Annotated in this window: 22 protein-coding genes; 13 read left to right on the top strand and 9 right to left on the bottom strand. The window is 45.1% G+C overall.

The genetic code is table 11. The annotated features are described in order from the left end of the window. The first annotated feature begins 21 nt into the window (after positions 1-21). From EHV08_RS11210 to EHV08_RS11190, 5 genes are all read left to right on the top strand, one after another. Positions 22-1,155, top strand: a complete 1,134-nt coding sequence (locus tag EHV08_RS11210) for a dTDP-glucose 4,6-dehydratase (protein ID WP_203227068.1) — start codon at positions 22-24, stop codon at positions 1,153-1,155. A 3-nt stretch (positions 1,156-1,158) separates the two neighbouring features. After that, positions 1,159-1,569 (top strand): sugar 3,4-ketoisomerase, encoded by a 411-nt coding sequence (locus EHV08_RS11205; RefSeq protein WP_126679348.1) that lies wholly within the window; start codon positions 1,159-1,161, stop codon positions 1,567-1,569. Beyond that, the gene (locus tag EHV08_RS11200) at positions 1,557-2,495 is read left to right on the top strand and encodes a GNAT family N-acetyltransferase (RefSeq protein WP_126679347.1); all 939 of its coding nucleotides are present in this window, start codon (positions 1,557-1,559) and stop codon (positions 2,493-2,495) included. The genes EHV08_RS11205 and EHV08_RS11200 overlap by 13 nt, the downstream gene beginning before the upstream one ends. A 274-nt stretch (positions 2,496-2,769) precedes the next feature. Continuing rightward, positions 2,770-3,885: a DegT/DnrJ/EryC1/StrS family aminotransferase gene (locus tag EHV08_RS11195; RefSeq protein WP_126679495.1), complete on the top strand. Its 1,116-nt coding sequence runs from the start codon at positions 2,770-2,772 to the stop codon at positions 3,883-3,885. Between the two features lie 169 nt (positions 3,886-4,054). Beyond that, positions 4,055-5,833, top strand: a complete 1,779-nt coding sequence (locus EHV08_RS11190; protein ID WP_126679346.1) for a glycosyltransferase family protein — start codon at positions 4,055-4,057, stop codon at positions 5,831-5,833. Positions 5,834-5,849: 16 nt separating this feature from the next. Here the strand turns inward: EHV08_RS11190 and EHV08_RS11185 are convergent, their stop codons facing one another. The 6 genes from EHV08_RS11185 to EHV08_RS11160 form a co-directional block, all read right to left on the bottom strand. Next, complete coding sequence (locus EHV08_RS11185; RefSeq protein WP_126679345.1) at positions 5,850-7,091, bottom strand: porin family protein; 1,242 nt, start codon at positions 7,089-7,091, stop codon at positions 5,850-5,852. A gap of 3 nt (positions 7,092-7,094) precedes the next feature. Further along, positions 7,095-7,631, bottom strand: a complete 537-nt coding sequence (locus EHV08_RS11180; protein WP_126679344.1) for an RNA polymerase sigma factor — start codon at positions 7,629-7,631, stop codon at positions 7,095-7,097. 27 nt (positions 7,632-7,658) lie between these two features. Further along, positions 7,659-8,228, bottom strand: coding sequence for a hypothetical protein (locus tag EHV08_RS11175; RefSeq protein WP_126679343.1), 570 nt, complete (start codon positions 8,226-8,228; stop codon positions 7,659-7,661). Positions 8,229-8,464: 236 nt separating this feature from the next. Then, a complete protein-coding gene (locus EHV08_RS11170; protein WP_126679342.1) occupies positions 8,465-9,049 on the bottom strand; it encodes a LutC/YkgG family protein in 585 nt (194 codons plus the stop codon). Positions 9,050-9,098: 49 nt separating this feature from the next. Further along, positions 9,099-10,469: a lactate utilization protein B gene (locus tag EHV08_RS11165; protein WP_126679341.1), complete on the bottom strand. Its 1,371-nt coding sequence runs from the start codon at positions 10,467-10,469 to the stop codon at positions 9,099-9,101. Next, the gene (locus tag EHV08_RS11160; protein ID WP_126679340.1) at positions 10,466-11,203 is read right to left on the bottom strand and encodes a (Fe-S)-binding protein; all 738 of its coding nucleotides are present in this window, start codon (positions 11,201-11,203) and stop codon (positions 10,466-10,468) included. The genes EHV08_RS11165 and EHV08_RS11160 overlap by 4 nt, the downstream gene beginning before the upstream one ends. A gap of 172 nt (positions 11,204-11,375) precedes the next feature. Between EHV08_RS11160 and EHV08_RS11155 the strand changes: the two genes are divergently transcribed. Beyond that, on the top strand, positions 11,376-13,415 hold the full coding sequence (locus EHV08_RS11155) for a DNA topoisomerase 3 (RefSeq protein WP_126679339.1): 2,040 nt from the start codon (positions 11,376-11,378) through the stop codon (positions 13,413-13,415). A 254-nt stretch (positions 13,416-13,669) separates the two neighbouring features. On the opposite strand, the gene EHV08_RS11150 is transcribed toward EHV08_RS11155, so the two are convergent. Next, positions 13,670-14,101, bottom strand: coding sequence for a BT0820 family HAD-type phosphatase (locus EHV08_RS11150; RefSeq protein ID WP_126679338.1), 432 nt, complete (start codon positions 14,099-14,101; stop codon positions 13,670-13,672). A 28-nt stretch (positions 14,102-14,129) separates the two neighbouring features. Further along, positions 14,130-15,515, bottom strand: coding sequence for an undecaprenyl-phosphate glucose phosphotransferase (locus EHV08_RS11145; RefSeq protein WP_126679337.1), 1,386 nt, complete (start codon positions 15,513-15,515; stop codon positions 14,130-14,132). Between the two features lie 151 nt (positions 15,516-15,666). Here EHV08_RS11145 and mltG point away from each other — a divergent pair, with 151 nt between their 5' ends. From mltG to EHV08_RS11110, 7 genes are all read left to right on the top strand, one after another. Beyond that, positions 15,667-16,692 carry an endolytic transglycosylase MltG gene (gene mltG / locus EHV08_RS11140; RefSeq protein WP_126679336.1) on the top strand — a complete coding sequence of 342 codons (1,026 nt, stop codon included), beginning with the start codon at positions 15,667-15,669 and terminating at the stop codon, positions 16,690-16,692. A gap of 415 nt (positions 16,693-17,107) precedes the next feature. Beyond that, on the top strand, positions 17,108-18,814 hold the full coding sequence (locus EHV08_RS11135; RefSeq protein ID WP_126679335.1) for a glutamine--tRNA ligase/YqeY domain fusion protein: 1,707 nt from the start codon (positions 17,108-17,110) through the stop codon (positions 18,812-18,814). Positions 18,815-18,875: 61 nt separating this feature from the next. After that, positions 18,876-20,240 (top strand): tetratricopeptide repeat protein, encoded by a 1,365-nt coding sequence (locus tag EHV08_RS11130; RefSeq protein ID WP_126679334.1) that lies wholly within the window; start codon positions 18,876-18,878, stop codon positions 20,238-20,240. 21 nt (positions 20,241-20,261) lie between these two features. Beyond that, the gene (locus EHV08_RS11125; RefSeq protein WP_126679333.1) at positions 20,262-20,897 is read left to right on the top strand and encodes a DedA family protein; all 636 of its coding nucleotides are present in this window, start codon (positions 20,262-20,264) and stop codon (positions 20,895-20,897) included. Positions 20,898-20,969: 72 nt separating this feature from the next. After that, the gene (locus EHV08_RS11120; protein WP_126679332.1) at positions 20,970-22,241 is read left to right on the top strand and encodes a cofactor-independent phosphoglycerate mutase; all 1,272 of its coding nucleotides are present in this window, start codon (positions 20,970-20,972) and stop codon (positions 22,239-22,241) included. Between the two features lie 361 nt (positions 22,242-22,602). Continuing rightward, positions 22,603-23,208, top strand: a complete 606-nt coding sequence (locus tag EHV08_RS11115; RefSeq protein ID WP_126679331.1) for a riboflavin synthase — start codon at positions 22,603-22,605, stop codon at positions 23,206-23,208. Between the two features lie 56 nt (positions 23,209-23,264). Next, on the top strand, positions 23,265-24,590 hold the full coding sequence (locus EHV08_RS11110; RefSeq protein ID WP_126679330.1) for a TolC family protein: 1,326 nt from the start codon (positions 23,265-23,267) through the stop codon (positions 24,588-24,590). A gap of 161 nt (positions 24,591-24,751) precedes the next feature. Here EHV08_RS11110 and EHV08_RS11105 read toward each other — a convergent pair whose 3' ends face one another. Continuing rightward, complete coding sequence (locus EHV08_RS11105; RefSeq protein ID WP_126679329.1) at positions 24,752-25,393, bottom strand: HAD family hydrolase; 642 nt, start codon at positions 25,391-25,393, stop codon at positions 24,752-24,754. Positions 25,394-25,415: the final 22 nt, after the last annotated feature.

The following is a 25,415-nucleotide window of genomic DNA, read 5'->3' as shown; positions in this document are numbered from 1 at the left end:
ATTAAATAAAAACATCATATTATGAGAAGTATAGTCATCACCGGCGGTGCCGGTTTCATTGGGAGTCATGTGGTAAGACTCTTCGTAAACAAATATCCGGAATACCATATTATCAACCTTGACAGTTTGACCTACGCCGGAAATCTTGCCAACCTGAAAGACATTGAAGACCGTCCGAACTACGAATTTGTGAAAATGGACATCTGTGACTTCGATGCTTTCTACAAACTCATGCAAGAGAAGCACGTCGATGGCATAATACATCTTGCCGCAGAGAGCCATGTGGACAGGTCTATTAAAGACCCGTTCACGTTCGCACGCACCAACGTAATGGGCACTTTGTCACTCTTACAGGCAGCGAAACTCTACTGGGAGTCGCTACCCGAAGGCTACGAGGGTAAGCGTTTCTATCACATTTCTACAGACGAGGTGTACGGTGCGCTTGAAATCACCCACCCCGAAGGCATCGAACCGCCATTCTCAACCACGGCTTCATCGTCGGAACATCATAAGGCTTACGGTGACAAGTTCTTCCTCGAAACAACAAAATACGCACCTCACTCGCCATATTCTGCGTCAAAGGCTTCAAGCGACCACTTCGTCAGAGCCTTCCATGACACCTATGGAATGCCGGTGGTGGTGACAAACTGCTCAAACAACTACGGCCCTTACCAGTTCCCTGAGAAACTGATACCATTGTTTATCAACAATATACGTCACCGCAAACCACTACCGGTGTATGGCAAAGGAGAGAATGTGCGCGACTGGCTATACGTGGAAGACCATGCACGCGCCATTGACATGATTTTCCATAACGGAAAGATTGCCGAGACATACAACATCGGAGGCTTCAACGAATGGAAAAATATCGACATTATAAAGGTTGTGATAAACACCGTTGACAGACTGCTCGGACGAAAGGAGGGTGAGGACATGAACCTTATAACATACGTCACCGACCGCAAGGGACATGACATGCGCTACGCCATCGACTCCACAAAACTACAGAAAGAACTTGGTTGGGAACCGAGCCTGCAATTCGAGGAGGGAATAGAAAAAACCGTAAGGTGGTATCTCGACAACCACGAATGGCTCGACAACGTGACGAGTGGTGACTATCTGAAATACTACGAAAAGATGTATAGCAACCGCTAAGAGATGGGAGAACTCGGAAAAATCATCGAACTGCAAAAAGTTACCGACCCACGAGGCAATCTCACGGTGGCAGAGGGAATAACACAGATTCCGTTCGAGATTGCCCGTGCCTATTGGGTGTATGACGTGCCGGGAGGCGAAAGCCGCGGAGGGCATGCCCACAAACGACTGAAACAACTCGTGGTGGCAACCAGTGGGAGTTTCACCGTGACACTCGACAACGGACGGGAACAGAAGAAATACCTGCTCAATCATCCGTGGCAAGGACTACTGATAGACACAGGGATATGGCGAACACTCGACGACTTCTCGTCGGGTGCCGTCTGTCTTGTACTTGCATCACAACGTTACGAGGAAGATGACTATATCTACGAATACGATGATTTCTTAAAATACGTGGGATGTTCGAAATAAAGAGATACGCGAAAGAACAGGAACAGGAATGGAACGAGTTCGTGGAACGGTCGAAAAATGGTACTTTCCTTTTCGACAGACGTTACATGGACTATCACAAAGACCGGTTTACCGACCATTCGTTCATGTTCTATCGCGATAAGAAACTCTATGCAATGCTCCCCGCAAACGTCAAGGGAGATACTCTTTTTTCACATCAAGGACTGACCTACGGAGGACTAATCACCTCAAACGAAGCGCGAACGGTGCATGTCATGGAGATGTTCCGCATGCTCAACGAAACATTGAGAAACGAGGGAATAAAGCGCGTTGTATATAAGGCTCTGCCTTTTATCTATCACCGTCTGCCGGCCGAAGAAGACCTTTATGCCATTCACTGCGAATGTAATTACAGGATAGTGGAACGCGACGTGTCGTCAACAATATCTCCCAAGACCGCAATTAAATGGAAGAAAGACCGCAGGCACGGACTAAGGAAAGCGCATGACATGGGCATGATAGTGGAACGATGCACCGACTTCGATGCGTTTTGGAATGTTCTTACGGCAAATCTCATGGAAAATCATGATACGAAACCCGTACATTCTCTTGGCGAAATGAAACTCCTGAATTCACGTTTTCCCGAAAAAATACGACTGTATGTGAGCAGGAAAGGCAGTGAAACAATGGGCGGTTGCGTGGTTTATGTAATGAATGACATGGTGCATACGCAGTATATTTCGGCAACTGCAGAGGGGAAAAAGAACGGTGCAATAGACATAATTATCGACCATCTTTTGCATAAGGAGTTTTCAAACTTCACATATCTCGACTTCGGTAAATCCACCGAAGGACACAGTAAAATACTGAACGAGGATCTTATTTATCAGAAAGAGGGTTTCGGCGGCAGAGCGGTTTGCTATGACACATACGAGTGGACATTATAATAATATCATTAAACGCAACGATAGACCCTATCTTAACGCAACTTTTCAAGCAATCGGGCTATAATGTCACATTCATAACTAATCAGTTCGTTGCCAATCCGAGCAGTAACATATATTATTATTTAGGCGGATAATTCCTTAACGAACCGGTATGGATGCCCGTCAGTTTCCTCACCGCAACAACAAGACTCACAAATATGACCTTGGGCTGATTGAGGATTACGACGTGGCCAAAAGAAAAAGAGAAAATAATAACAGCAAGAAAGGAGAAATGATGATAGAATACTTATCACTGAAACGCATCAACGAAATGCACGGCGAAGAGATAAAGGAGGCCGTGAAGAATGTCATTGAGAGCGGATGGTATCTTCAAGGCAATGGTGTTCGCAAATTTGAGCACGAATATGCAGAATATACCGGCAGCCGGTATTGCATCGGCGTGGGGAACGGTCTTGACGCGCTGACACTTATCTTGCGTGCTTACATTGAATTGGGAGTGATGAAAGAAGGCGACGAAATAATCGTTCCGGCCAATACCTATATCGCTTCCATTCTATCAATTACAGAGAACAGACTGCGACCCGTGCTCGTGGAACCGCGCATTGAAACATTCCAGATTGACGACAGACTGATAGAAGAAAAGATAACAGAGCGCACACGGGCAATAATGATAGTGCATCTTTATGGTCATCCGGCCTTCTCTGACAAGATAAAGAACATCTGCAAACGGCATAATCTGAAACTGATAGAAGACTGTGCGCAGGCTCACGGCGTGATGCGCAACGAGATTCTGAAAGGACGACAAAAAGAGGAAACGTTATCAGATGCCGCAGCACACAGTTTCTACCCGGGAAAAAACCTTGGTGCACTGGGTGATGGCGGAGCAGTAACGACAAACAACGACATACTGGCAGATACCGTCAGAGCACTCGCGAACTATGGTTCCACGGAGAAGTATGTTTTCAAATACAAAGGAAGAAACAGTAGGCTCGATGAAATTCAGGCTGCCGCACTAAGCGTGAAACTGCGCTATCTTGACGCAGAAAACCTGCGGCGGCGCGAAATAGCGACATATTACGCAGAGCACATCACCAATCCCGATGTTTCACTGCCTACACAGGAATACTGCAAACGTAGCGTTCACCACATCTTCCCTGTGCTATGCAAAAACCGCGACAACTTGCAACAACAACTAAGAGAACAGGGAGTGATGACGATGATACACTATCCCATACCGCCGCATAAGCAACTGTGTTACAGCGAATGGAACGGAATAAGCCTGCCTGTGACAGAGAAAATACATAGAGAGGAACTCAGTCTGCCATGCAATCAGGCCATGACCGACCATGAAGTGGAACAAGTGGTGGAGAGAATAAACGCCGCATACTGACCGAAAGATACTGCATTTGCCCACGATAGCATTTCTTCAAGAAAGCAATTTGGGCGAATTTGCTGACCAAAATGGGCGAATTTGCTGACCAATTTCGCCGAAATTGTTCGGCAATTCAGGCTAAATTGCATTGCATCAAGACATCATCGGTATTGCATATCGCTGTAATATGGAATTTAACGGAAGAAGAACTACAAAACAGATTAACGGAATGACAGAAACAGACAATACTTTTCCATATCAAAAACGTAATGAAAACGGCAGATTGGCATTTGCCGTTTATCTTGCCGTTGCCACAATTTTCCTTTTCATTACATCCTTTCAAGGCATCTCTCACTTTGACATAGGAATGTATATATCAGGCTACCAGCATTTCAATTCCGACCCTTACACCACATGTTTTCTCGGACGGTGGTATCTCACTTTTCATCTGTTGGGCGCGATATGCAACCTGTTCGGCATAGACACTCTGCTTGGCCTGCGCCTGTTGAGAATAGTCATGCTGCTTGTATTGCAGACCATTATATACCTTTATCTGCGGAAATTAATAAAGACAAAGCATATCATTGCCGGACTTGCGATAACAATGTTCGCGCAATACGGTGCTTACAGCGAGATAAACTATAACGACCTTTCTGTTTTTATGCTCGTATGCGCCATTCTGTTATATCACAAGGGGTTGCATAGTGACAATCGTCCGCTTGTCAGCATTATCCTCTCCGGAGTGGTGGTAGGCATATCTTTCTTCTTTCGCCTTGTCAATCTGTCATTCATCCTGTTGCCTTTCTTTACCATAATCATTTCATTGTTCTATGGCATAAAGGTCGCTTGGCTGAAGCATACGGTTGCCTTTTTCCTCGGAGTGGCCGTTGGTTGTCTGATAGTTGTCGGAATTGCATGGGTTGACGGAACGGCCGGAGTGCTGCAAATTACGGTCAGCGACCTCATACACATCAGCGGAGACAGTAGTGATCCGCACAATATGAGGTCGATAATAAGATACTATCTCGAGGATATTTTGGGAGAAATAAAAATGTCGTTGTTCATTGCTTTCGTGATGTATGGCTTCATCTTGGCAAACCTGCAAGTAGGCAAGCGTCTGCTTCATGTTGCTTATTGCATACTGGCCGCAGCAATAATAATCGTCGTTTGGCAAGACGGAATATCTGCAAACACCACCGTAGGATTCTGTCTCGCCGCTTTATTGCTTGATATATTTAGCAGAAAATCATTCTCCACCCACCCCTCATTCCTCAACCCTCAACGCTCATCGCTCAACGTTCAACGTTCAACGCTCATCGCCCTTTCCTTCTTCATCCCCTTGATACTTCCCATCGGCAGCAACGGTACAAGCCAATTCTACGGCCAGTGCTTATGTATCCTCGCCCTGCCATTGGCTGTTTCGATAATTGCAAGGGGCGAAAAAAAGCCGTCGTTCCGAACCGGAACAACGGCTGTAAGATATATCATCGTTTCTATTTGTATAGGTCTTACGGTCACTAACATCTTCCGGCCGATGATGGAAGACGGCAACCGAATAGAATGTCGCTACACCATTGACAGCAAAGCCACGCGCTTCTTGCTGACAAACAAGGAAAATGCAGACTTGAACAACAAGATGGTAAAAGAGGTGAAGCCTATAATACCGAGCGGCAGTCATCTCATCTGTAACTTCTCAATAACAATGATTTCGGTGCTCGAATGTAAGCCTTACGGTATATTCTCTGAGATTTTCTCCACTAACCGCACGGCAGAACGTTACCTGCGCATCGCCCATGAGAAAGGCATTGAAGGCAAACAACTGCCTTACCTACTGGTTGACGAAGACCAAGAGACAGATGATTTCAGGCACGTAAGAAAGATATTATCGTCAATGTCGCCATACGAGGAGGTGTGGCGCAGCGACAATTATGTCCTGCTGAAGCCTATGAAGGGCAACGGAGATTGAAAGAAGGAAATGACGTTTATTTGTTTCCGATATTCCAACGTGCTCCAACCTGCAGGTTGAAATTGAGTTTCTTATCCTTGAAATAGTTCATAACGTTGCTTCCGTTATCAAAATAGTAACGTGCTCCCGGTTCAACATATATACCAAGATTTGGTGCAACCTTGAATTGTGCGCCAAGGGCTGCGTTTGCGGAGAACTGCATATTGTCTTTAACGACATCTCCCTCAACACCTTCCACTCTGTTTTTAGACTTCACATTGAAATCGGCCTGCGCTCCGGCTACACCATAGAATGACAGTCTGCCGACATCAAGCAACCTATATCCTACGGCAACCGGGACTCCTACATAATGCAAAGCCTGTTCTGATTTGATTTCGCTGCCGCGTATATCCCTTACGAAGGTTGACGACAATTTGCTGTACTGCAAACCTGACTCTACCCACATTCTCGGCGTTATGTCGTAACCAAGTCTAACTCCTATGGTTAAAGGTGCCTTATGTTCGGTACGTTCTTCATAGTCGGCAAGGAACAGTCGCGGCACCAACAGATTACCATCAATGGTAGTATTGCCGTTATATCCGAATCCACCAAGCAACGTAGGATTCATCAATACGCCGTTGTTACTTTTCCTGTCCATCATCGCGAGACTGCTCGCAGAAAGGCTTGCGGTGAAGCGATGGCGGAAACGAGGAGTGGTTTCAAAAGACTTAGGCATAACGGAGTAGCCATTGTGTCGCACCACTCGTTGCTTTTCTCCCTGCGGCAAACGCTCTGTTGTTGCGTGTTCCGCAACTTCCTTACTTTCACTTATCTTATCCTCAACTCTCACTGAGAGCATCACAGGCTCGCCATCTACCACTTCTGTCTGCAAGATATAGTTCTTGTTACCAACGCTGAAAGATATTTGTTCACTGCCATTAGTTTTTGCCTGTGCCATAAAATCATCAGAAACGCCTTTCTCAGAATACACATCCGATGAGTTTTCGACACTCCGGTTCGCACTATTATCTTGTGATATGCTACCTATATCTGCTGTATTTCCAACGGTACTATCCCCTTTCCACAGAAGAGACAATCCTACTCCGCATACGAAAAGGATAGTGGCGGCTATTGAAATCCACCTTTGCAAGGTGATTTTCCGAGCCTTGCCTTTCTTAGGAAGAGCCTGTTCTATCTGATGCCACAGTCCTTCCGGGGTCGGAGTCTCATGTCCCTCCAACCTCTCTCTCAGCCTTGATGTCCAGTCTTCCTTCATCATTACCTATTTCGTTTTTACGTATTCGTTAATCATATTTGCAAGAATTTTCTTGGCTCTAAGCAGTTGCGATGCAGACGAACTCACTTTTATACCAAGTTGCGAGGCAATTTCCTTATGGCTGTTCTGTTCTATCACGAACATATTGAACACTGTTCTGTAACCCGTAGGCAAACTTCCTATCATCTGCATCAATACCTCCAGCGGCACATTTTCCACATCGGGCGATTCCTCTTCGGGCAAGTCGGGCAGGTTGTCGGTATCAGAGAAAATCACTCGTCGTCGCAATGTGTTAAGGGCTTCGTTTGCCGTGACCTTCAGAATCCATCCTTTCAGTGTGCCCTCACCTTGAAACTTTATATCCCCTATACGTGTGAATATTTTTATGAAAGCATCTTGCAACACATCGCGAGCATCTTCCTCATTACCCATATAGCGCAGACAAACAGACATGGCAATACCTGAGTAACGGTCGTAGAGGCTTCGCTGCGCCTCACGCTTACCGTTCTTTATGTCGTGCAATAGTTTTTCTTCCGTGCCCACTTGGCTCTGACGCGCTTTCTTATGTATTTATAATTTTGCGATATTAACTATTTTCAGGGGCGTACTACATTCCCTGTCCGTGCCTTCAACCTTTATCTTGTCTATCACTAAGTTTGACAACAACTGTGAATATGGGGTTTTCATTTTGGTTCCAGTGCCGGACACACTCATCGCCACGGTATATTCCGTCCCATTGACATGCACTCTGAAAGTATGTAACAAGGGTAAATAATCGTAGTAATAAGAATCTCCGGTAGCAGAATATCCCGTCAACCTATATTGTAATATCATCATGGACAAATAGGATTTGGAAATGTCAAAAGAGACGTTAAAGTCCTTCATCTCATCTTCTGAAAACACCTTGCTACATATTGTTTTATATGGTATATTGCTGAAACCTACATATTCACTTGACATTAGCAATTTACATTTTCCCACATTGTTGCCATCAACAATCCAAGAGGCGGTAAAAACCTCGGCTATATCAAAGTTTCTGTCAAAGTTATGGTGAATATAATCGGAAGCATCTTCGTTGGAACATCCTGCAAACAACAGCATCGTTACGACTGCGAGCATATATGCAATGTTATTCTTCATATCTTTTGTATTATAAGATTATTATTATTACGAATATAGTTATCTATATTATGCAATCTATTATAATAACACGAAACTGCGTAAAATCTTGCATTATAAACCGATTTTTTTTCATTTTTCCACATTCTTAACTGCAATGACAAGTGGAGGAATACCGTCTTAATAAAATAATCAGGCACGTAAACGCATTGTACGTACCTGATTATCTACCGGCCTATCACGCCGGATGTTGTTGATTAAGGTATCAGCACCACCGTTACACTGCGTGCTGCTTGCGCTCCCATTACGAGAACCTGCGCGATGTCGGCGGTCTTTGACGGTCCGCTGATAAACACTCCGTAACCGTAGTCGTTAAACTCTACACGCCGATATGCCTCGTGCATGTTGTTAACTATCTCTGATTTCTTCAGCAGTATGACAAGATTTTCAGATATGAAGCATGCCACCTTCTCCTTCATCTGTTGCGGAACCCATATACAACCGTTCTCAGCCACACCGAAAATGCCGCGTATCACACCCACATCGGTATTGTTAAGAGCTTGTGCCGAATCAATGGTATCGGGGTTGCGGGTGGCTATCGTTATCTCCGGAAGGTTGCTTGCTATCTCCTTTGCCTCAGGATAGAGGTCGCGAACGAGGTTGTTCAAGTCTTGCCCCGGCTGTAGTTCAACCACCTTTCCGCCCACGTTTTGGCTCATTGTAATGAACTGTGTCAGTGGGTCAGGATAGGTTATTCCTTTAATATCGTCGAGACTCGGCATATCATACCGTTGCTTTATGTTTGCTCTGTAACGCGACAGAATATCTTCTTTATTGCTCATAAACTTTTAAGTTGAATGTTAAATGTTATAAGTTAAATATTCACCGCCTTCATTTCAGCATTCCACTCTTGAACATATCGTGGAAACTCTTCTTGGGGAAGGTCATCATTTTATGCCCCTTTGCCCAAGGATTAAGGCTGCACTCCATAAGGAATGAAGGCACATAGTTGGCTATCGGGGCGAACTTCAATGCCGTGTTATACAATCCGGAATTGCCATATAGGAAACTCATTGCCTTGCACATCAGTTTCTTTTGTTTGTTAGCAGTGCCATATTCGTCAAGATGCTGTCGCCACTTGTAAATCTGGTCGCCGAGATCTATCTTCACAGGGCACAACGTTTGACAACTAAGGCAGAGCGTACATGCCGACACATTGCCGGAATGTTGCAGTTTGCTGCGCAGCATACCGAGGTTGATTCCGATAGGACCGGGAATGAAATAACTGTAACTGTATCCTCCGGAACGGCGATAAACAGGACATGTATTCATGCACGAACCACATCTTATGCACTTCAGAACCTCCCAATGTTCCGGGTCGGCAATCCATTCCGAGCGTCCGTTATCCACCAATATGATGTGCATTTTCTCTGCCGTTGGACGCGCTTTGCGGAAGTGGCTGGTATAGGTTGTTGTCGGCTGACCAGTTCCGGCACGGCAAAGCATGCGTTGGAACACGGCAAGACTGTCATAATCAGGCACCAGTTTCTCAATTCCCATAGCAGCAATATGCAGTTTAGGACACGATGTACTCATGTCGGCATTACCCTCATTCGTACACACCACGATGTCTCCTGTTTCGGCCACACCAAAGTTTGCACCTGTCATTCCTGCATCTGCCGTGAGGAACTCGTTGCGCAAACTGAGACGCGCCATATATGTAAGATATGTAGGGTCGTGGTTGCCCGGCTCGGTACTGAGTTCTTTTTCGAAGAGTTCTCCTACGTCATCGTGGTTCAAGTGGATTGCAGGCATAACGATATGACTTGGCTTCTGGCCTTTCAACTGTATGATACGCTCGCCGAGATCGGTTTCCACCACTTCTATGCCATGCATCTCAAGGTATGGATTCATATCACATTCCTCTGTAAGCATGGACTTACTCTTGACCAATTTCTTCACGCGATGTTCACACAGAATACCCAATACAATCTCGTTAAACTCACGTGCATCACTCGCCCAGTGGACAATACATCCGTTCTTCTCGGCGTTTGTGGCAAACTGTTCGAGATATTTATCAAGATGAGTAATCGTGTGACGCTTTATGAGGGAAGCCTTCTCGCGCAACTGTTCCCATTCATCAAGTCCCATTGCCATATTATCTCTCTTGGTACGCACCGACCAAAACGTTGCGTCGTGCCATGCAGCATACTTCTGATTTTTCAGGAACTTATCTGCTGCCAATGAATGTGTTGTGCTCATAATCCTGTCGCTAAAATTTCTACTACGTGCTTAAACTCGATAGGCATGGCGCGCTTCTTTGCTATGCCAGCCATGTGCATGAGACACGAACAGTCGGGACCGGTGACATAACGTGCCCCTGTCTCTATGTGACGTTTCACTTTATCTATTCCCATCTGCTCGCTTACGGAAGTTTCTTCTATGGCGAACATTCCTCCGAAACCACAACATTCGTCTGAACGTTCCGGCTCCACAATCTCCAGACCTTCCACCAACTGCAATAGGTCGATTATCTTATTGAACTTCGGAACGTTCTGTTCTGACGATGATGAGAGTCCAAGTTCGCGCACTCCGTGACAAGAATTGTGAACGCTTACCTTGGCATTCATCTTGCCCAAAGGACAGTCAACCTTCAGTACATCGTGCATAAACTCCACGACATCCATTATCTTTTCGGCTGTCATACACTCGTGACGATCTTTCAACAGTCGTGGATAATTAAGCTTAACGAAGGCCGTACAACTCACGGATGGAGCCACGACATAATCGAAACCTTTAAACATATTTTCGAACTTCTCGGCCAAAGGCTTTGCCATCTTCTCGAACCCGGCATTCGCCATAGGCTGTCCGCAACACGTTTGATTGAGCGGATAGGTTACGTCAACGCCCAAATGCTTCAACAACCTATAAGTTGCGACACCCACTTCAGGGAATACGGCATCAACATAACATGGTATAAATAAACCTACTTTCATAATGTTCTTAGCATTTTAAAATCCTACTACGTGTAAACAAAAAAGACTATGTCTTCATAGTTAAACACTGCAAAGATATAAAAAAAATCGAAATAACAAAGGCTTTTGCATAAAAAAAAACGTTTTTAAGTAAAAATTGTTACCTTTGCATGCAAATAAATGACAAATTGCAATGATTGTTTGTATCGCAGAAAAACCAAGCGTGGCAAGAGACATAGCACGCATCATCGGAGCCACATCGCAACGACAGGGGTATATGGAGGGCAACGGTTACCAAGTGACATGGACCTTCGGGCACCTTTGTGAACTGAAGATGCCGGACGACTACACGCCGATGTGGAAAGCCTGGAGTCTCGCTTCACTGCCCATTATACCGCAACGCTTCGGGATAAAACTGATAGAACAATCGAGCATAAAACAGCAGTTTGCCGTGATACAGCAACTGATGAAGAGCGCCGAAGGGATAATAAACTGTGGCGACGCGGGACAAGAGGGAGAACTGATACAGCGTTGGGTGATGCAGAAAGCAGGCGCGACGTGCCCTGTGAAACGACTGTGGATTTCGTCGATGACCGACGAGGCGATACGCGAGGGCTTCGAAAAACTGAAAGACCAAAACGAATATCAACCCTTATATATGGCCGGAATGTCACGCGCAATAGGCGACTGGCTGCTCGGAATAAACGCCACGCGACTCTACACCGTGAAGTATGGACAGAACCGTCAGGTACTTAGCATCGGCAGGGTGCAAACTCCGACACTGGCAATGATTGTCAACCGCCAGAAGGAGATAGACAACTTCAAACCCGAACCATACTGGGTACTCGCCACAATATACCGTGACACTCAGTTCACGGCCACAAGTGGCAAGTTCGTATCAAAAGAAGAGGGCGAGAAAGCATTCGCAACCATTGCCGACAAACCTTTCTGCGTGACCGATGTTCAGAAAAAGAATGGCACCGAGACTCCCCGACAACTCTACGACCTAACGTCATTACAGGTGGATCTGAACCGCAAATACGGTTTCTCGGCAGAAAAATCGCTCAACCTTATTCAAAGTCTTTACGAGAAAAAAGTCACTACATACCCGCGTGTGGATACGCAATATCTCTCCGACGACATATATCCGAAATGTCCGCAGACCATGAACGGACTTTTCAAGACGACCTTCAATGGGCAGTATCCGTATGCCGAATTGGTGAAAACGCTGAGCGGAAAACCGCTGAAGAAGTCAAAACGAGTGTTCGACACGTCAAAAGTGACCGACCACCATGCCATAATTCCCACAGGAGTACCACCACGCGGACTCACCGATGACGAGCAGAAAGTGTTCGACCTCGTGGCGCGCCGCTTCATCGCAGCGTTCTATCCCGACTGCAAATTTGCCACTACCACGGTATTGGGAAAGGTGGAGGATATAGAGTTCAAGGCTTCGGGAAAGTTGATTACAGACCAAGGCTGGAGAGTGGTTTATGCCGAACAAAACACAGCGGACACGCAGGAAAAAACCATCAATCCGCAAGAGACAACGACAGAGAGCAACAGCGAAGAACGCACACTTCCCGATTTCGCAAAAGGCGAGAGCGGAGTACACACGCCTACGCTGACCGAAAAAATCACCACACCGCCCAAACACTACACCGAGGCATCACTACTGAGGGCAATGGAAACGGCCGGAAAATTTGTTGACGATGACGAACTGCGGTCGGCAATGAAAGAAAACGGCATCGGACGGCCGTCATCACGCGCCGGAATAATAGAGACTCTGTTCAAGCGTAACTATATAAAGAGAGAGAAGAAAAATCTCGTGGCAACGCCCACCGGTATCGAACTGATAGACATTATACACGAAGAACTGCTGAAAAGTCCCGAACTAACGGGCATTTGGGAGAAGCGTCTGCGCGACATAGAGCATGGAAAAGGTTCGCCGGAGGAGTTCATCAATGGGCTGAAAGAGCAGGTGACGCAAATAGTGAAACAGGTTATCGCCGACAACACCAACCGCCACGTGACCGCTGCACCTGCCGCAGATGAAAAAAAACAGTCACCGAAGGGCGATAAAAAAACTTCTGAAACCACCAACAAACGTTTCCGCACAGGCATGAAATGCCCTTTGTGTGGAAAAGGAAAGATAATAAAAGGCAAAACCGCCTATGGTTGTTCGAGGTGGAACGATGCACAAGAGCCGTGCCTCTTCCGCAAACCTTTCTGACAGATTAGGAATAAAGGCGAAGCCACAAAAATCAATAAAATTACCCCCAATCGGCCATTAGAATCCTCAACTGATTTTGTTCGATTGTTGAGCAGATGTGCAGACGTTTCATCGAAGGCGTAGCGGGCTACGTTAAGATGTAATGGTTGCTCAGATGTCAGCAAGCGGACTAAAGCAGTAGAACAGCATACCGGCAATAACAAATATAAGCAAATGCTGTCTAATGATCGATTGAGGTTAAGCAAGCACCGGTGTCAACCTATCTGCCACCAGTGCTTTTTCTTTGGCCTGTCATATTCGGAGATATGGCCGAGTCGCTCTCTCATAACGTCTTCGAGCGACTTGTTGTGTTTTATCATTTGATAAATCGTCCCCCAATCAGGCAGTCCGCCTATGTTACGGTCGTCTATGAAGAGGTCGGCCTTCAGTTTACGACTGAAGTGATTGTTGTTAGCGACACTCTCTTCAGGATAGTCCTTGTTTACGGCATAGAACTCCACTCCCCTCTCCCGGCACCAATTCACGGCCTCGTCGAGCAGTTTCCCTTCTCTCACGCTCCACAATATAAGTTTATGCTGATCTTTGATGAGCATTTTCAAAGTCTCTGTCGCGAACGGTATTTCCGCACCTATTTCAGGGTATCTGTGCTCAACAACAGTACCATCAAAATCTATCGCTATTGTCATTTATATAATAGTAAAAAGAAAAAACTATTTAGTATGCCTTGTCGTCACCAACAATGGCATCCTTTATTGTCTTGAAGATTATCTGAATATCGAGCCAAAAATTCCAGTGCTCGATATACCAAATGTCCTTCTCCACCCTTCTCGCCATATCGTCAACGGTCTTCGTTTCGCCCCGTTCACCATGTGTCTGTGCCCAACCGGTAATGCCAGGTTTAACGTAATGGCGTATCATGTAGTCGCCAATCTTCTCCGAATAATATTCGGTATGTGCAAGCATGTGAGGACGCGGCCCAACGATGCTCATGTCACCCATGAGCACATTTATGAACTGCGGCAACTCATCGATATTGGTATGACGCATGAATCGTCCCCACTTCGTCACTCTTGGATCCCCTTGCGTTGCCTGCACCTTGTCACTGTCACCGTTAATCTTCATCGAACGGAATTTGTAACACGTAAAGTCCTTGCCGTCATAACCGGTACGTTTCTGCTTGAAGAATATCGGTCCGGGCATGGTTATCTTTGTTATTATAGCCACAATGAGCAACACCCAAGGGAAAAGAAATACCAAGAAAAAAGCCGAGAAGAATACGTCGAACGCTCTCTTCTTCACCCTTTGCTTTGTACTCATCAGCGGTTCCTTGTATTGCGCCATGACATACACATTCCCCATTTCCAAAACCTCGGTATGCCGGTTGTATGCGGAGTGACTTCTCGGTATGTAATACAACCTGATCATTTTGCGGTAACATAGTTTCAACAAAGGCTTTATCTCATCGTCGTTATATACATTTGACGCTATATATATTTCATCAACACTATTGTTCTCAAGCCAGTATATAACATTATCGATATTGCCCAGCCGTTTATATTTGTCGTTTATCTCACCCGAAGAAAAGATGCCGAGCAGTTGATAGCCGTTCCATTGGTCGTGCATAATCTCGGCCACACGCTCCACCATATAGCCATAACCGATTATGACAGTAGTCATTTGATTACGCCCCGCACCCCTCATTTTTTTCAGCAAGTCGCGAACCAACAATCGTTCAATACTTATAGAGCCGAACACCACAGATGCAACGAAAAGCGAACGCCAAAATCCAGGCACCACAAGATGAGCCATACCCAAGACTGCTGCATTCACGATGATGAACATCAAGGCTGTACGCGACGTGTTACGCAACACCGAAGCGGGTGTAGAGGAACGGCTGTGAAGCGTGATTCCGACAAATAAATGCGCAATAAAATATGAAATATTGGCAATAAGCACATCAGAAAAAACGAGGATATGATCGTCTGTATATGGCCATATATTGAACAGATAGCACAGAAGCAATACAGCATTGAACGTCAACCAATCAATTACCGTAATGATACTTGACAAGATAAAAGCCCTGTTATTTGGAGACTTCATTATCTAATGCGTTATTTTAGTTTTTCTTTTTACTGCCGGCAAAGTTAATAATAAAAAAGATAAAAACAAAAAAAAATAATATTTTTGATGTTTTGACATCAGTATTTTGTAATTTTGCACGCAAAATAATAAAGTATAAACGGAATCCATCATGAATAAAATCACATCAAAAAAATATTTTATACCTATTTTTATTTGCTTGGCGATAGTCATAGGAGCGGCTTATTTCTATCTTTTCGCATCTTTAGCCAAAGACGGAAAGACATACTATTTATATATAGACGGTGACGACAACATAGACTCTATATATGCAAGGCTCGACACCATGACAACATCGGCAGGAATGTCGGCTTTCTCGATGCTGGCAAGGCACGATGGATATGCAGAAAAAATCATACAGGGCAGATATGCAGTGAAACCCGGAATTGGGGCACTGCGACTGCTCAGAAACCTGAAGAACGGCACACAAACGCCCTTGCATCTCACCATTCCGAGCGTGAGAACAACAGACAAACTCGCGGCGGTGCTGGGAAATAAACTGCAAATCGACTCACTCGAACTGGTAAAAGAACTCACCAACCCGGCCACCTGTTCACGATACGGACTCGACACACTTACCATTGCATGTCTTTTCATTCCCAATACATACGATGTTTATTGGACAATATCGGCAAAAGAACTGCTCGACCGAATGCAGAAAGAGAGCCGAACGTTCTGGAACGAAGACAGACGGCGCAAGGCAAAGGCACTGGGAATGACAGAGGTGCAGATAATCACACTCGCAAGTATTGTTGACGAGGAGACTGCAAACAATGACGAGAAGCCTATGGTGGCACAGATGTATCTCAACAGACTGCGCGAAGACATGCCATTGCAGGCCGACCCGACAGTGAAGTTCGCCCTGAAACAATTTGAACTGAAACGCATATATCACGGACAGTTATCAGTGAACAGTCCGTTCAACACTTATCGGAACAAGGGTCTGCCACCCGGACCGATACGCATACCTACCGTTGCGGGAATCGACGCGGTGCTGAACCATGCCAACCACGACTACCTATACATGTGCGCAAAAGAAGATTTCAGCGGCACACATAACTTTGCCAAGACATACGAAGAGCACCTTCAAAATGCCAAAAGATACTCCGATGCTCTCAATAAGCATGGCATAAAATAAGTAAAACAGGCGAATTTGCAAACCAAATTCGCCTATTTTGCTTTTCAATTTCGCCCAATTTGGTCGGCAAACTCGCCCAAATTGCAGAGCGTTCAATAACCTGTTGCCTAATAACAGTAGGACAAATGAAGATTATGAAATAGAGGAAAAGCAAAGTTACAACTCTAATGTCACTTGCATACCCGTATCGCACAATTACGCTAAAAAACGAACACATAAATATTTTGTCACCTAAATTATAATAAAAAATCATAAACATACATCAAGAAAGAGTTAATCGACATATATACGCCACTTTGTTTATAAATTAATTTTTGTAATTATATCTGTTATAAAAAATAAAATGTGTAACTTTGCAAAGTTTTATATGCGACATTATGTCGCCAAAAATCGAAAATCAAAAAATATATAATATATGACAATGCTACAAGAGAACGCCAAAGAGGAGAAGAAAAGCATTAGTTTCGTGGAACAATCAGTGGAACAAGACCTTGCCGAAGGAAAGAACGGAGGTCGTATTCAGACACGTTTCCCACCCGAACCGAACGGCTATCTGCACATCGGGCATGCAAAAGCGATATGTATGGACTTTGGTGTGGCTGAAAACTACAACGGAGTATGCAACCTGCGCTTCGATGACACCAATCCATCAAAAGAAGGAACAGAATATGTTGACTCCATACTCAACGACATACAGTGGCTCGGATTTAAATGGGGAAATCTTTATTATGCCTCAGACTATTTCAAGAAACTATGGGACTTCGCAATTTGGCTTATAGAACAAGGCAAGGCATACGTTGACGAGCAGACAAGCGAACAGATTGCCGAACAAAAGGGAACACCCACGCAGGCCGGCACACCCTCGCCTTACAGAGACCGCCCGATAGAGGAAAGTCTGCGACTGTTCCATGCAATGAATACGCCGGAAGCAGTGGAAGGTTCCATGGTGTTGAGAGCGAAACTCGACATGAGCAATCCTAATATGCACTTCCGCGACCCGATAATCTACCGCATAATACAAACTCCACATCATCGCACCGGAACCGAATGGCATGTTTATCCGATGTATGACTTTGCACACGGACAGAGCGATTATTTCGAGGGAGTGACCCACTCTATATGCACATTGGAATTTGTTCCACACCGTCCGCTATACGACCATTTCGTTGACGAACTGCAGGCAATGGAAAACCAAAGCGTATATCGTCCGCGACAGATCGAGTTCAATCGTCTGAACCTTACCTACACGGTAATGTCGAAGCGTAAACTGAAGGCTCTCGTGGACGAGCATCTCGTTGACGGTTGGGACGACCCGCGCATGCCAACGATATGCGGAATGCGCCGACGCGGATATTCGCCGGAGAGCATACGCAAGTTTATCGACTCTATCGGCTACACGAAATTCGATGCTCTGAACGACATGGCATTGCTCGAAGCCGCTGTGCGCGAAGACCTTAACGCCAAATCGTTGAGAGTGAGCGCAGTGCTCAATCCCGTGAAACTTGTCATCACCAACTATCCGGAGGGCGAAACAGAGGAAATGATTGCCGTGAACAACCCGGAAAACGAGGCCGACGGCACACACACCATAACTTTCAGTCGCAATCTATGGATAGAACGTGAGGACTTCATGGAGGACGCACCGAAGAAATTCTTCCGTCTGACACCGGGAAAAGAGGTGAGACTGAAGAACGCATATATCGTGAAATGTACCGGTTGTACTAAGAACGCCGAAGGTAACATAATCGAGATACAGGCAGAATACGACCCACAGAGCAAGAGTGGAATGGACGGTGCAAACCGTAAGGTAAAAGGTACTCTGCACTGGGTGAGTGCCGACCATTGCGTGAAAGCCGAGGTAAAACAATACGACCGGCTGTTCAACGTGGAGAACCCAAGTGCCGACGAGCGTGACTTCCGCGAACTACTGAACCCGACATCACTGAACGTTCTCAACGAATGTTATGTCGAGTCATTCGCAGCAGACCGCAAGCCCGGAGAGTATCTGCAATTCCAGCGCATCGGATATTTCATGGCAGACACCGGTTCCACACCCGAACATCCGGTATTCAACAAGACAGTGGGACTGAAGGACACATGGGCAAAGATGGCAAAAGCGTGACCTTGAGAACGCGAAGAGCGAACCGATGAGTAGTGCACGCATATAACCATATTGTTACCGCATGACAGACAACTATTACAACAGCAAGGATTTCAGGAATATACTGAACTCATTCGAGGAGTCGGAGAAGAATGGTGAGAACCGCTTTTTCGACCCTGACGACTTGCTCGACATTGTGGACTATTATTGTATTTACGGTAATGTGCCAAAGGCAAAAAAACTCATCAACCATATAATGGAAATGTTTCCGGACAACGATGATGCCATCATGATAAAAGCACGCATGTCGCTGACCTACGAACACGATCCGGACGAGGCAGAGTGGATAGCCGATAAAATGTCTGACGTGCAAGACATCGACTACCTATATCTGAAAGCAGAGATTATGCTCACTCGCGGACAGCAAAGTGAGGCGGAGACAATATTGAGCAGCGTGTACCACGATAACGCAGAAGAACAAGAACAGATTGCCGAAGAAATTTCAAAAATCTATATGGACTATAATTGCGTTGACAAGGCTAAGGCGTGGTTGGAAAAATGCGGAACGGAAGAAAGCGACTCAAAAAAAGAACTTCAAGCAAGAATTCTGTTAGTCGAAGGAGAAACGGAAAAGAGTCAGGAGATATTGAACGAACTGATTGACAATAACCCATATCAATCAGACTATTGGAACTTGCTTGCCAAAACGCAACTTATTAAGACCGACATCGAGGATTCAATAATCAGCAGCGAATATAGTTTAGCCATAAACCCAAATGACGAAGATGCCTTGCTAAACAAAGGTAACGCACTTTTCCATTTAGGCAACTATGACGAGGCAATAAAACATTTCCAACATTTCACGGAGTTACGTCCTGACGAAGAGACCGGCGAAATGATGGTCGGCCTGTCTTTGCTTGCTCAAGACAAATTGCAGGAGGCAGTGGAACATCTGAAAAAGGCCGAGGAGAAAATCACCATAGACTCTGACTATACAACAGAAATATACAATGAACTAACCATGATTCTGTGCAGGCTCGAACGCTATGATGAGGCTCTGAAATACATAGAGAAGAGCGAACAAGCCGACTGCAATCACTTGGAGTTGGAAATAATAAAAGGTATGGTGCTAATGTCGAAAGGTGAATACGAGGAAGGACAGCAGTGTTATGAAAAAGCATTAAAGAATTCCGGCTACTCACCAAAAATCTATCTAAAAATAGGTATTGCACTATACGAAAGTAAACTTTATGTTTCAGCCTATTTAACAACGGTATCGCTTGTAGAGGTTTGTGGTGATGAAATGCCGGAAGTATATGCCTATCATGCGCTGTTCAGTCTATATGCCGGCCATGAGAGCGAATATCTGAAATATCGGGAGATTGCTTTTGAGAAAGACCCACGCACCGCAGAGACACTGCTTGGCGAAATAACTCTCGATGAATAAAAACAATAAAACATCCCAACAATGACTTGGATTACATCATTACTCGACAATCTGAATTATCCCGCAATATTCTTTCTGATGATGCTGGAAAGCACCGTCGTTCCGGTACCTTCCGAATTGGTGGTATCGCCGGCGGCATATCATGCTGCAGGTGGTAACCTGAATATTTTTCTCGTTATACTTTTCTCAACACTCGGAGCCGACCTTGGAGCAACGATAAATTATCTTGCGGGATATTATCTTGGCAGACCCCTGATATATAAATTCGCAAACAGCAAAGTCGGTCATCTGTGTCTGCTCAACCAACAGAAAGTTGAGAAAAGCGAGAAATATTTCTACAACCACGGAATGTTTGCCACAATTACCGGCCGTCTCATTCCCGGAATACGTCACCTCATCTCGATACCGGCAGGACTTTCAAAGATGAACTACTGGAAATTCTTGCTCTATACAACAATCGGTGCCGGAGTATGGCACAGTATTCTTGCCGCCTTGGGCTGGTATATGCATGCCATAGTGCCGGAGGATCAACTTCACGACAAACTTTTGGAGTACGGCGATTATATAAAATGGGGCATCATTGCGATTGTGCTTTTAGGCATCGCTTATTTCATGGTGAAGAAACTGATAATCAAAAAACGGGCAATAAAAGATTAACGAAGAAACGTCGCCGGCCTGATGCAGGCAACATATCACTAAGATTATAAAAACTTGACATGACCGCTGAAGATGAAATATATTATCATTATTGGTGACGGCATGTCTGATCATCCCGTAGAAAGACTCGGTGGAAAGACATTGCTGCAATACGCAGACAAGCCCTGCATGGATATAATTGCACGACAGGGACGCACCGGGCGACTGATAAGTGTTCCGAATGGTTTCCTGCCGGGGAGCGAAGTGGCAAACACTGCAATCTTGGGGTATGACCTAAATGAGGTGTTTGAGGGGCGCGGGCCGTTGGAAGCGGCGGGCATGGGTTATGAAATGACTGCAGACGACATGACATTGCGATGCAACACGATAACCGTTTCCAACGATAAGATTATCAATCACAAGGGAGGCTACATTAATGATGATTATGCCGAAACACTCATCGAATATCTGAACAAAGAACTCGGAGACAAAAGGGTGAATTTCGTAAGAGGTGACCAATATCGGCATCTGCTCGTAATAAAAGGCGGCAACAAGCACATTGTATGCGCTTCGCCACACGAACATATCGGAGAACGATGGCATACACTTCGCGTAAAACCGGAAAACGGATGGGCAGACAGGCACGATGTATATACCGATGCCAACGGAAACGAGCATCAAAGAATGACCGGACAACAGACGGCCGACATACTGAACATGCTCATCGAGAAATCACACACTCTCCTATCGGCACACCCTCTTTACAAAAGTGGTGAAATAAAGGCCAATTGTATCTGGCCTTGGAGTGGAGGTTACCGACCGAAAATGCGTAAACTATCACAAATGTACCATAACATTAAAAGCGGTAGCGTAATCAGTGCCGTTGACCTTATAAGGGGCATTGGATGGTATGCCGGGCTTGACATAATAAATGTGGAAGGAGCAACCGGACTTGCAAACACCAACTATGAGGGAAAAGCACAGGCGGCAATAGAAGCACTCACACGACAGGACTTTGTCTTCGTACACGTAGAAGCAACCGACGAGGCCGGTCATGACGGTGACCTCGAAACGAAACTGCAAGCCATAAGCAATCTCGACCATCGGCTCATATCACCTATATATAATAATGTGATGAAATGGGACGAACCGGTGGTGATGGCAATACTACCCGACCACCCCACCCCGGTGGAAATGCGCATACACGTAAACGAGCCGGTACCATTCATAATATATCATAAAGGAATAGAGCCTGACAGCGTAAAGACATACGACGAATATAGCGTAATAAATGGTGCATACGGCACTATTGATTCCCGACAGTTCATGGAAAAACTATTCGAATTTTCATTGAATAATTCTTAAAATATTTGGAATTAACCGGATAATATACTATTTTTGCATTTGAAAAAGGAGATAATATTGGCCGTATCGTATAGATAGGGATACTCATCAAATAAATACAGAAAACCGAGAAGACTTCTTTTGTCAATGGCGGGCCATATAAAGTTCATTCGTGAACCTAAGCCGTAGGGCCGGTGGATTACAAAGACGGAGAGTTCTCAAATTATTTCAGCTCGGAGTTTCATCACTTCATCGATACGGCCATTTTCTTTTTGTTGAGCGTGGAGCGATAATCTCACTCTATCACAGTAAAACTCTCCGGCAACATGAAGCGTGGAGCGTGAACAAGTCTCAACAAATATAACATCAATAGAAATATAATATGTTCAGTGGTATCATAGAATCATTTGCCACAGTTGTGGCCATAGAGAAATATAAAGAGAACGTAGATTTGACGCTCACATGTGAGTTTGCAAACGAACTGAAGATAGACCAGAGTGTCGCCCACAATGGTGTGTGTCTCACGGTGGTGAAGATTGAAGGCGACAAATATGTGGTAACGGCAATGAAAGAGACTCTCGACCGCTCGAATCTCGGATTGATGAAAGTGGGTGACAAAGTGAACGTGGAACGCTCGATGATGATTAACGGCAGACTCGACGGACATATCGTGCAAGGACATGTGGATTCCACGGCCGAATGTATCGCTATGGAGGATGCGCAGGGAAGCACATACTTCACTTTCCGTCACGACACAACTCCTGAAATGATAGGCAGGGGCTATTTCACTGTGGATAAAGGCAGTGTTACCGTTAATGGTGTGTCGCTGACTGTATGTAATCCGACAAAAGATACATTCCAAGTGGCAATAATACCTTACACAATGGAGCACACGAACTTCTGCGACATACGCATAGGTACGATAGTGAACATCGAGTTCGACATATTGGGAAAATACATTGCAAGAATGAAAAGCCTTGAAGGTTGAGACTATACTCAACCTTTTTTTACACGTAACAATCAATCAAGATAAGCACATTTAAAATGAAATCGAAAATACTTGCTCTTTTTCTATGCACATTCTTTGCCACGGTATCGGCACAGGAATCAAAGAAGTGGACTATGCAGGACTGCGTGGACTATGCCATACAACATAACATTCAAATAAAGAAAAGCAGGATAAAGAAACATATTTCGCACGAGGACGTGTTGCAGTCGCAGGCCGATATGCTGCCCTCAATAATGGCACAGACTTCGCAGAATATGACATACAGACCTTGGCCGGAAACAGGAAGAGCAACGGTGGCGAACGGATATGTGCAGACTTCGGTTGATAAGGTTTTCTACAACGGTTCATACGGAGTGAATGCGAACTGGACAATATGGAACGGTGGAAAGAACACCAAGACAATAAAACAGAACAAGATAAACGAGGACATGGCAGAACTTGACTCTGCCATAACGGCGAACAACATACAAGAACAGATAGTGCAGTTGTTCGTACAGATAATATACACCAGCGAAGCAATCAACGTGAACAAGGAAAACCTTAAGACATGCATGGTTAACGAGGAACGCGGAAGGACGATGTTGGAGGTGGGAAAAATGAGTAAGGCCGATCTCGCACAACTCACTGCACAACGCGCAGAGGCCGAATATAATGTTGTTGAAGCAGAAACGAACGTCAAGAACTATAAGAGGCAACTCAAACAACTGCTACAACTGACTGATACTGAATTTGATGTGAGCATACCGGAAATGACAGACGAAATGGCACTGGAGGAAATTCCGACACTCAAGGACATCTACTGGAAAGCATCTAACAACCGACCGGAGATACGAAATGTACAACTCGGAATAGAAAACAGCAACCTAAGCGTGAGTCTTGCAAAGGCACAGAGGATGCCGACGGTGAGCCTTAACGCGAGTGTCATTACAAATACAACGTCTATGAGCGAAAGTGGTTGGGGTACACAGATGAAAAACAATCTCAACGTAGGTGCCGGTGTTACCGTAAGCATACCGATATTGGACAACAGGCAGACGAAAACCGCCATAAATAAGGCTATGTTTCAGAAACAGAATTACATGCTTGACTTGGAGAATGAACTTACAACCTTGTATAGCAATATAGAGAATTATTGGCTACAAGCAGAGTCAAACCAGAAACGTTTCAAGGCAGCAAGAGTGAACACGGAGAGCGCACAGGCAAGTTTCAACCTGCTGCAAGAGCAGTTTACACTCGGTCTGAAGAATATCGTGGAACTGATGAACGGTAAGGACAAACTGTATCTTGCAAAACAAAACGAACTGCAAAGCAAATACCTTACCATCTTTAACATCGCAATGCTTAAATTCTACGCGCGGTAAGAATAACATCACCTAAAGCAAAAGTAAACTTTACGGAGTCAATCTACTGATTAAGGCGAATAAGAAATAATTTCCAAATGCTATCAGGACACCTCAATCGCGAAGTGTTTAAAGAGGTCATTCGTGGGGTTTCTCGTATCAACCTGTAATGATGTAGGGAACTATAAAGCGAGGAGTTCGGACGGACTGTCTATCAGACAATCAGCACCGTGGTTTGTAAGGAAGCCTCTGTCACGGAATCCCCACAGAACACTGACACACCGCAGACCGGAAGCACGAGCCGTATCTATATCTACATCGCTGTCGCCTATATATAGTGCGCGGTCTCGGTCGTCACATTCCAACAGTCTCAAGGCCTCAATAACAGCATCGGGCGCAGGTTTCTTCCTTATCCTTTCGCTCTCACCTATTGCCACATCAATATAATCGGCAAAGAAACGACGGCGCAGTTGTTCTGTTGCCTCTTGCATCTTGTTGCTCACAATAGCCATACGTTTGCCACGCATCTTCAGTTCTGAAAGAGTTTCAAGGATACCTTCGTATGGCTTAGTGGTGTCGAAGCAATGTTCCATGTAATGCTCGCGAAACGTGGAATAGGCCTCATCGAAACGTGGATTTTCCTCACCGCCGGGCACGGCTCTTATCATAAGCATCTTCACACCGTTTCCCACGAAACGGCGAACATCCTCGATGCTATGTTCAGGCATTCCACAACTACGCAACGCATGATTCGTACTCGCGGCCAAATCGCCAAGGGAGTAGAGCAACGTGCCGTCTAAATCGAATATAAAATAATCGACCATAAAATTCTTTTCACACATTAAT

Source organism: Prevotella koreensis (genome assembly GCF_003977605.1).
In the GTDB taxonomy this organism is placed as follows: domain Bacteria; phylum Bacteroidota; class Bacteroidia; order Bacteroidales; family Bacteroidaceae; genus Prevotella; species Prevotella koreensis.
Note: the sequence above shows the minus strand (reverse complement) of the source record. Positions and strands in the feature narration are given on the sequence as shown.